Raw genomic sequence first — 8,278 nt, 5'->3', positions numbered from 1 at the left:
CATCAGAATGGCGCGCGGACGCGGCAGCGTTTGGCCAAGCGTGGCGAATTCCTCGGACGGCATCGACGGATCGATCGGCAGCGTCGGTGCGCCGTGGGAAATGAAAACGGTGGGTAGTCGGCTCATGGCGGCAAATTCCTGTGCGGTATGCCGTCAATGTAGTGCCACAAGCTGCGTTGATAAACGGCGCGAACGGCAACGCATTGTGTCGCCAATGTTGTCAATCTTCGGCAGTCAGTCCGTTTGCCCGTGCAAGCCGCGCCAAGCCGAAGCGACCGGCTGCCCGAACCCGAACAGATCGATGACGCGCGCGACCGTGTGATCGACCATTTCGTCGATGCTCGCGGGCTTCTGATAAAACGCCGGCAGCGGCGGAAAGATCACGCCGCCCATTTCGGTAACGGCCGTCATGTTGCGCAGATGCGCGAGATTGAACGGCGTTTCGCGCACGAGCAGCACGAGACGGCGGCGTTCCTTCAGTACGACGTCGGCGGCGCGGGTGATGAGATTGTCGGAGAGGCCGTGCGCGATGCTCGCGAGCGTGCGCATCGAGCAGGGCGCGACGACCATGCCGTCGGTCGCGAAGGAACCCGAGGCGATGGTCGCGCCGACATCGCGCACGCTATGGACGACATCGGCGAGCGCGTGGACCGCGGCTTTGTCGAGATCGAGTTCGTGCTGGATATTGAGCCAGCCGGCGCTGGAGACGAGCAAATGCGTCTCGACGCCGGACAGACGGCGCAGCGTTTCGAGCAGGCGCACGCCGTAAATGGCGCCCGTTGCGCCGGTAATCGCGACGATGAGCCGTCGTTTCGCGGCAGCGGGCGCGCTCACTTACGGAAAATTCAGGCCGCGGCGAAGAGCTGCTGCAGTTCGCCCGATTGATACATCTCCATCATGATGTCCGAGCCGCCGATGAACTCGCCGTTCACGTAGAGCTGCGGAATGGTCGGCCAGTTGGAGAATTCCTTGATGCCCTGGCGGATCTCGTCGTCTTCGAGAACGTTCACGGTCTTGATCTGATCGACGCCGCATGCCTTGAGCACTTGAATGGCGCGGCCTGAGAAGCCGCACATCGGGAATTGCGCCGTGCCCTTCATAAAAAGGACGACCGGGCTTTGATCGACGATTTGCTTGATGCGTTCTTGCGTGTCCATGGCTTTCCTGCGCGTGAATGTCGTTGAAGGCGGATGGGTGAAATGATAGCGGATTTCGCTTCCACGGGCTGACCGCGGCCAGGCGCTCAGGCCGTGAAGAGGCCGCCCGAGCAGCGTTCGATGCCGGCGAGATCGCGCATCGAGCGGACGTCGGTGAAGCCGCGTGCCTTGAGCAACGCGCGCACGGCTTGCGCCTGATCGTAGCCGTGCTCGATCCAAAGTGCGCCGTTGTTCGCGAGCAGAAACGGCGCGGACTCGATAATCCTGCGAATCGCGGACAAACCGTCGGCGTCGTCGGTGAGCGCGCCGCGCGGTTCGAAGCGCAGGTCGCCTTGGTCGAGATGCGGATCGTCGCCCGCGATATACGGCGGATTGCTGACGATCACTTCGAACCGCAGCGACGGATCGATATTCGCGGTCCAGTCGCTTTCGACGAAGCTCGGCGGGCCGCCAGCGCGGTTTGGATCGAGCAGGCGCGAAGCATTGCCGCGCGCGACATCGAGCGCGGCGCGCGACCGGTCGACGGCCCACACGCGCGCTTCGGGCCGCGCATGGGCGATCGAAATTGCAATCGCGCCGGTTCCCGTGCCGAGATCGAGCACGCGGGGGCTCGACGCATCCGCGATGGCTTCGAGCGCAAGCTCCACCAGCAATTCGCTTTCCGGTCGCGGGATCAGCACGTCCGGCGTCACGTCGAATTCGAGGCCGAAGAACTCGCGCTTGCCGACCAATTGCGCGATCGGCTCGCCGTCCGAGCGCCGCGCGGCGAGCGCTTCGAAACGCGCGATCGCGTCCGGCGAAAGCGCTTCGCGATCGCGCGTGATGAGTTCCGTGCGCCGCCATCCGAGCACGTGCATCAACAGAATGCGCGCTTCGAGTTGCGGCAGCGCGCAAGCCCGCAACAACGCGGCGGCGTCGCTCACTCCGGTTCCCCGAGCGCCGCAAGCTGCTCCGCCTGATGCTCGGACACGAGCGCGCCGATCAGCTCGTCGATATCGCCGTCCATGATGTATTCGAGCTTGTAGAGCGTCAGGTTGATGCGGTGATCCGTCATGCGCCCTTGCGGGAAGTTATACGTGCGAATGCGTTCCGAACGGTCGCCCGAGCCGATCAGACTCTTGCGCGTCGCCGCTTCCTTCGCGTGCTGCTCGTGATACTGCTTGTCCTTGATGCGCGCGGCGAGCACTTTCAGCGCGCGATCCTTGTTCTTGTGCTGGGAACGATCGTCCTGACATTCGACGACGATGCCCGTGGGCAAGTGCGTGACGCGCACGGCCGAATCGGTCTTGTTGATGTGCTGCCCGCCCGCGCCCGACGCACGGAACGTATCGATGCGCAAATCGGCCGGATTGATGACGACTTCGCTGATTTCATCGGCTTCCGGCATGACCGCGACCGTACACGCGGACGTGTGGATGCGGCCTTGCGTCTCGGTGGCCGGAACCCGCTGCACGCGATGCCCGCCCGATTCGAACTTGAGCCGCGAATACGCGCTCTGACCCGCGATGCGCACGATCACTTCCTTGTAGCCGCCGAGGTCCGACACGCTTTCCGACATCGTCTCGGCCGTCCAGCGATTGCGCTCCGCGTAACGCAGATACATGCGCAACAAGTCGCCCGCGAACAGCGCGGATTCGTCGCCGCCGGTTCCCGCGCGAATTTCGATGAAGATGTTGCGCTCGTCGTTCGGGTCCTTCGGCAAGAGCATCGTCTGCAAGTCGCTTTCGATCTTCGCCATGCGTTCGCGCGCCTCGCCGATTTCCTCTTCGGCGAAATCGCGCATCGACGGATCGGAGAGCAGGTCCTGCGCGGTCGTTTCATCGGTCAAAGCCTGACGCCAGAGCGCGTATTGCTCGACGATCGGGCTGATTTCCGCGTGCTCGCGCGTGAGTTTCCGGTACTGATCCATATCGGAAGTTACGTCTTCGCGGCTCAACAATTCGTTGAGATCGACCTGCCGTTTTGCAAGCTGGTCGAGCTTGCCTTGCATGCTCGTTTTCATCGGACGGAGATGACGCGGTGAGCGTCAGGAAGAACTGCAATCGGGAAAGCCGCCGCGCAAGTCGCGCGGAGCCTTTGAGAATAGCAAAGAGAAGGCCGCTAACGTTCCGACGAATCGGACGACGAACCGTGACGGTAGAAACCGCTCATCAGGTCGATGAGCTGGCTGCGCTCCTCGCTGCTCGCGCGATTGAGCGCGTGCGTCGGGCCGTGAATCAGCTTGTTCGTGAGCGATTGCGACAGCGCTTCGAGCACGGCGGCGGGGTCGTCGCCACGCGCGAGCATCTTGCGCGCGCGTTCGACTTCGGCGCGGCGCAGCGAGTCCGCCTGCGTGTGCATGTGGCGGATGACCGGCACGATGCTGCGCGCATCGAGCCATTGCATGAAATTCGCGACGCGCGTCTCGATGATCGACTCGGCCTGCGCGACCGCGGCCTGGCGCGACGCGTTGCCTTCACGCACGATCGCGCCGAGATCGTCGACGGTGTAGAGGAAGACGTCGTGCAGATTGCCGACTTCCGGCTCGATATCGCGCGGCACGGCGAGATCGACCATGAAGATCGGGCGATGGCGGCGCGCGCGCACCGCACGTTCGACCGCGCCGAGACCGATGATCGGCAGCGTCGACGCGGTGCACGACACGATGATGTCGAAGTCGGCCATGCGCGCGGGCAGATCGGAAAGCGGGATCGCGCGGCCGTTGTAGCGGCCGGCGAGCTTTTCGCCGCGTTCGGCCGTGCGGTTCGCGACGACCAGCTCACGCGGATTCTGCGCGGCGAAGTGCGTCGCGCAGAGTTCGATCATTTCGCCCGCGCCGATGAACAGCACGCGCTGGCTGGAAATGTTCTCGAAGATGCGCTGCGCGAGGCGCACGGCGGCGGCGGCCATCGACACCGATTGCGCGCCGATTTCGGTCGTCGTGCGCACTTCCTTCGCGACGGCGAACGTGCGCTGGAACAACTGATTGAGATACGTGCCGAGCGCGCCGGCTTCGGACGCGGTGCGCACCGCATCCTTCATTTGTCCGACGATTTGCGTCTCGCCGAGCACCATCGAATCGAGCCCCGACGCGACGCGGAACGCGTGACGCACGGCTTCCGACTGCGGCAGCGCATAGACGTGCGGCGCGAGTTCGGGAACGGGGACGTTGTGGTACTTCGAGAGCCACTGAATAGCGGCTTCGCGGGCGGCGGCGTCGTCGGTGGCGCAGTAGAGTTCGGTGCGATTGCAGGTCGAGAGGATCGCCGCTTCAGGCGATACCTTCGCGAGCGGACCGAGCCAGATGTCCTTCAGCGCGCCCAGCGCGGGCTTCAACTGTTCGAGCGGAAACGCCACGCGTTCGCGCAGAGCGACAGGCGCAGTGTGGTGGTTGATTCCGATCGTGAGGAGCTGCATTGTTTTGGGCTGATGCTTCGGGGCTAAGCCGATGGCCTTTCAGATAGCCCGATATTATAGCCTTTTGCGTATTTCTTCATTTATAGGTGGCATTTGGGGGCGGATACCGGCATTTCCGGCGGTGACGGCCGCCCGGCAAGGGGAAGGGTGCATTTTGACAGCGATTCCCGGGCGCGGCCGATCGCCGCACAGATGCATCGCGGGCTGATCGCGCGCGCTGGGGTCGTCGCCTTGCCATCGCTCAGTCCGGCCCCTAAACTCAACCGCTACGTCCGCCGAGAATCGTCCAAAGTCATGCCCGTCGACCGCAACGCTCTACTTTTCAAAGAATCGACTTCAACCGGGTATCGCCGCTGATGGGCTGGATCGGACTGATTTTTCTCGGCGCGGTCATCGGCGCGGCGGGCTGGTGGCTGCATCCGCTGCGCCGTGCGGGACGCGTCGCGCGCGCTCCGGCGGGACGCATCTGGACGGCCATCGCCGCTGGCATACTGGCTTCGGTCGTCGCGCGCATGCTCGGCAATATCGTCGATGTGTATCACGACGGCGATACGCTCGAATGGTTCGCGTGCGCGGTCTTCGCGCTCCTCGTCGTGACAACGACGGTCGGACTGGCGGCGCGCCGCTGATCTCATTTTTCTGGCGGGCGACGAGTGATCCTCGCCGCGCGTCGTGCTCTTCGCGCCCTACGCGGGCCTCAAGCAGGTGACTTCATGAACGATCGCATTGCAGATTCAGCCATTCCGGAACCCGCCATGTTCGCGCGGCGCATCGAGTTGTTGCGCGGCCAGATGGCGCTCGACAAGCTCGCCGCCGTGCTCGTTCCGTCGGCGGACCCGCATCTTTCAGAATATCTGCCGGAACGCTGGCAGGCGCGCCAGTGGCTTTCGGGCTTTACCGGCTCGGTCGGCACGCTCGTGGTGACGGCGGATTTCGCGGGCGTCTGGGTCGACAGCCGTTACTGGACGCAAGCCGAGACGCAACTCGCCGGCACCGGCATCGTGCTCATGAAGATGATGGGCGGCCAGCAGACCGCGCCGCACGTCGATTGGCTCGCGCAACACGTGCCGTCGGGTGCAACCGTCGCGGTCGACGGCGCGGTGCTTGGCGTCGCGGCGGCGCGCGCGTTGTCCGATGCGCTGAGCGCCCGCGGCATCGTGTTGCGCACCGATCTCGATCTGCTCGACGCCGTGTGGCCCGCACGCCCCGGTTTGCCGGAGGCGCCCGTCTACGAGCATGTCGCGCCGCATGCGAGCGTGGCGCGCTCGGACAAGCTCGCGCACGTGCGCGACGCGATGCGCGAGAAAGGCGCGCAATGGCACTTCGTTTCCACGCTCGACGATCTCGCGTGGATCTTCAATCTGCGCGGCGGCGACGTGAGCTACAACCCGGTTTTCGTCGCGCACGCGCTGATCGGTCTCGACGACGCGACCCTCTTCGTCGCGGACGGCAAGGTTCCGGTCGCGCTCGTCGAATCGCTGACGCGCGACAACGTGCGCGTCGCGCCGTACGCCGCCGCGCTCGAATCGCTCGCGTCGCTGCCCGCGGATTCGACGCTCCTGATCGACCCGCGCCGCATCACGCACGGCTTGCTGGAGAAAGTGCCGTCGGCGGTGAAAATCGTCGAGGCGGTGAATCCGTCGACGTTCGCGAAGTCGCGCAAGACCGCGGCGGAGGCGGAGCACATCCGCGCGACGATGGAGCAGGACGGCGCCGCGCTTGCCGAATTCTTCGCGTGGTTCGAGGCGGCGCTCGGGCGCGAGCGCATCACGGAACTGACCATCGACGAGAAGCTGACTGCCGCGCGCGCGCGCCGGCCGGGGTTCGTCACGCTTTCCTTCGCGACGATCGCGGGCTTCAACGCCAACGGCGCGATGCCGCATTACCGCGCGACCGAGGCGTCGCACGCGGTGATCGAAGGCAACGGATTGCTGCTGATCGATTCGGGCGGACAGTATTTGAGCGGCACGACGGACATCACCCGCGTCGTGCCCATCGGCGAGATCGATGCCGCGCACAAGCGCGATTTCACCGTCGTGCTGAAGGGCACGATGGCGCTGTCGCGCGCGCGCTTTCCGCGCGGCATCCGTTCGCCGATGCTGGATTCGATCGCGCGTGCGCCGATCTGGGAAGCGGGCGCGGATTACGGCCACGGCACGGGACACGGCGTCGGCTACTTTCTGAACGTGCACGAAGGTCCGCAGGTGATTTCGCACTACGCGCCCGCCGAGCCGTGGACGGCGATGGAAGAGGGCATGATCACGTCGATCGAGCCGGGCATTTATCGGCCGGGCAAGTGGGGCATTCGCATCGAGAATCTCGTGATGAACCGGGCGGCGGGCAAGACCGAGTTCGGCGATTTCCTCGAATTCGAAACGCTGACGCTGTGCCCGATCGATACGCGCTGCGTCGACTTGTCGTTGTTGCGCGAGGACGAGCGCGCGTGGCTCAACGCGTATCACGCCGAGGTGCGGCGGCGCGTTTCGCCGCATGTTTCCGGCGATGCGCTCGCGTGGCTGGAAAAGCGCACGAAGGCGATTTGACATGGCGAAGACCGCGCTGATCGTAATCGACGTGCAGCGGATGTTCTTCGAAGGCCCGCAGCGCGCGTATCGGGCTGAGGAAGTGATCGACGGCATCAACCGGCTGAGCGCTGCGGCGCGCGCGGCGAACGCGCCGGTTTTCATCGTGCAGCACGAAAGCGGCGCCGATGGTCCGCTCGCGCGCGGCAGCGACGGCTGGCAACTGCCCGCGACGCTCGTGCGCGAAGCGGGCGACGAATCGATTTACAAGACGGTCGGCGACTCGTTTCACGAGACGCCGCTCGCGGAACGGCTTCGCGCGCAGCAGATCGAGCACGTGGTGCTATGCGGTTTCGCGACGGAATTTTGCGTCAACACGAGCGCCCGGCGCGCCGAATTGCTCCGTTTGCGCACGACCGTCGCCGGCGACCTTCACACCACGAAGGACAAGCCGCACCTCGACGCCGCGAAGATCGTCGCGCACCAGAATTTCGTCTGGACGCATTCGTCGATGAGCGGCAACGGCGTCAGCGTGCGCACGCTCGACGACATTCTGCTAACGGAGTTTGCATGACCATCAAGGCAGTCGTGTTCGATTTCGGCGGCGTGCTGATCGACTGGAATCGCGAATATCTCTACAAACATCTGATTCCGGACGAGACCGAGCGTCGCTGGTTTCTCGACAACGTCTGCAAGATGGAATGGGTCGTGCAGCAGGACGGCGGGCAGAGCATCGAGGACGGCACCGCCGAACTGATCGCGGTCTATCCCGAACACGAAGCGCTGATCCGCGCGTTCTACGCGCGCTGGCCGGAAATGGTGTCGGGCGTGCTGGAAGAAGGCGTGGCGCTCGTCGACCGGCTCGAAGCGGCGGGCGTGCCGCTCTTCGGTCTCACGAACTGGTCGGCTCAGACGTTCCCCTACGCGTGGGAACGCTTCGACGTGCTGCGAAAATTTCGCGAGATCGTCGTGTCGGGGCGCGTGGGTCTCGTGAAGCCCGATCCGCAAATTTTCGGCTTGATGCGCGCGGAAATCGAGCGCCATCTGCCGTGCGTTCAGCCGAACGAACTCGTGTTCATCGACGATAACCTCATGAACGCGCAAGCCGCGACGGCGCTCGGCTGGCACGGCGTCCACCACACCGGCGCGCTGGAAACCGAAACGAAGCTGCGCGCGCTGAATCTGCCGATCTGAGAGCGCGCA

At 64.6% G+C, this 8,278-nt stretch carries 9 protein-coding genes and 1 pseudogene; 4 read left to right on the top strand and 6 right to left on the bottom strand.

All coding sequences use genetic code 11. The annotated features are described in order from the left end of the window. From AWB82_RS36850 to hemA, 6 genes and pseudogenes are all read right to left on the bottom strand, one after another. A pseudogene (locus AWB82_RS36850) lies at positions 1-126 on the bottom strand (dioxygenase); the annotation flags it as partial. 108 nt (positions 127-234) lie between these two features. Continuing rightward, positions 235-834, bottom strand: a complete 600-nt coding sequence (locus AWB82_RS32250) for a UbiX family flavin prenyltransferase (protein ID WP_086973356.1) — start codon at positions 832-834, stop codon at positions 235-237. 11 nt (positions 835-845) lie between these two features. Continuing rightward, positions 846-1,157, bottom strand: a complete 312-nt coding sequence (gene grxD, locus AWB82_RS32245; protein ID WP_086973355.1) for a Grx4 family monothiol glutaredoxin — start codon at positions 1,155-1,157, stop codon at positions 846-848. 86 nt (positions 1,158-1,243) lie between these two features. After that, entirely contained in the window at positions 1,244-2,080 is an 837-nt protein-coding gene (gene prmC, locus AWB82_RS32240; protein WP_086973354.1) for a peptide chain release factor N(5)-glutamine methyltransferase, read from the bottom strand. Further along, positions 2,077-3,159 carry a peptide chain release factor 1 gene (prfA, locus tag AWB82_RS32235; RefSeq protein ID WP_086973353.1) on the bottom strand — a complete coding sequence of 361 codons (1,083 nt, stop codon included), beginning with the start codon at positions 3,157-3,159 and terminating at the stop codon, positions 2,077-2,079. Before prfA ends, prmC begins: the two co-directional genes overlap by 4 nt. Before the next feature lie 98 nt (positions 3,160-3,257). Continuing rightward, positions 3,258-4,553 carry a glutamyl-tRNA reductase gene (gene hemA, locus AWB82_RS32230; RefSeq protein WP_086973352.1) on the bottom strand — a complete coding sequence of 432 codons (1,296 nt, stop codon included), beginning with the start codon at positions 4,551-4,553 and terminating at the stop codon, positions 3,258-3,260. A gap of 356 nt (positions 4,554-4,909) precedes the next feature. On the opposite strand from hemA, the gene AWB82_RS32225 reads away from it, so the two are divergent. From AWB82_RS32225 to AWB82_RS32210, 4 genes are all read left to right on the top strand, one after another. Next, complete coding sequence (locus AWB82_RS32225; RefSeq protein ID WP_086973351.1) at positions 4,910-5,182, top strand: hypothetical protein; 273 nt, start codon at positions 4,910-4,912, stop codon at positions 5,180-5,182. Between the two features lie 126 nt (positions 5,183-5,308). Further along, positions 5,309-7,096, top strand: coding sequence for an aminopeptidase P family protein (locus AWB82_RS32220; protein WP_407643065.1), 1,788 nt, complete (start codon positions 5,309-5,311; stop codon positions 7,094-7,096). A gap of 1 nt (position 7,097) precedes the next feature. Beyond that, positions 7,098-7,649 (top strand): isochorismatase family protein, encoded by a 552-nt coding sequence (locus AWB82_RS32215; protein ID WP_086973349.1) that lies wholly within the window; start codon positions 7,098-7,100, stop codon positions 7,647-7,649. Beyond that, the gene (locus tag AWB82_RS32210; RefSeq protein WP_086973348.1) at positions 7,646-8,269 is read left to right on the top strand and encodes an HAD family hydrolase; all 624 of its coding nucleotides are present in this window, start codon (positions 7,646-7,648) and stop codon (positions 8,267-8,269) included. Before AWB82_RS32215 ends, AWB82_RS32210 begins: the two co-directional genes overlap by 4 nt. The last annotated feature ends 9 nt before the right edge of the window (positions 8,270-8,278 follow it).

Origin of the sequence: Caballeronia glebae, from assembly GCF_001545035.1 — a bacterium.
In the GTDB taxonomy this organism is placed as follows: domain Bacteria; phylum Pseudomonadota; class Gammaproteobacteria; order Burkholderiales; family Burkholderiaceae; genus Caballeronia; species Caballeronia glebae.
This window is presented reverse-complemented; position numbering and strand designations above follow the sequence as displayed.